The 356-nt window shown below is 62.6% G+C and carries 1 protein-coding gene; it reads right to left on the reverse strand.

Features of this window, described 5'->3' with window-relative positions; genetic code table 11:
- The coding region (locus IG98_RS0144140) for a hydantoinase B/oxoprolinase family protein (protein ID WP_211264397.1) at positions 1 to 326 on the reverse strand (326 nt) is incomplete at its 3' end.
- Positions 327 to 356: the final 30 nt, after the last annotated feature.

A 356-nucleotide genomic window follows, 5' to 3' on the forward strand; every position in this document is an offset into this window, starting at 1 on the left:
CGGCGCTCGCCGGTGCGCAACGCGGCGACCTGCGCGTTCAGATCACCGATCACCAGATCCGGCATCCGCGAGTTGAACCGGATCAACTCGATGATCTCCCGATTCGGCTCACCCCCCGAGAACACCTTCGTCCCGGGAAAGATGATCCCCTCCTGATGCATGTCCGTGGAATCCAGCACATACCCCGGATCCTTGGCCCCCAGATCCATCCAGTGAGCCCGCACACACAGAAAACCCACCAGCTCGGAGTCCAGGAACACCGGCGAGAACAACGTCGCGTCATAGGCGTGGGCCGCGTTCCAGTACGGATAGTTCAGCAGCACCACATCACCCGGACGCAGGTTCTCCCGCCCCAC

This window comes from Streptosporangium amethystogenes (genome assembly GCF_000721075.1).
GTDB lineage: Bacteria > Actinomycetota > Actinomycetes > Streptosporangiales > Streptosporangiaceae > Streptosporangium > Streptosporangium amethystogenes.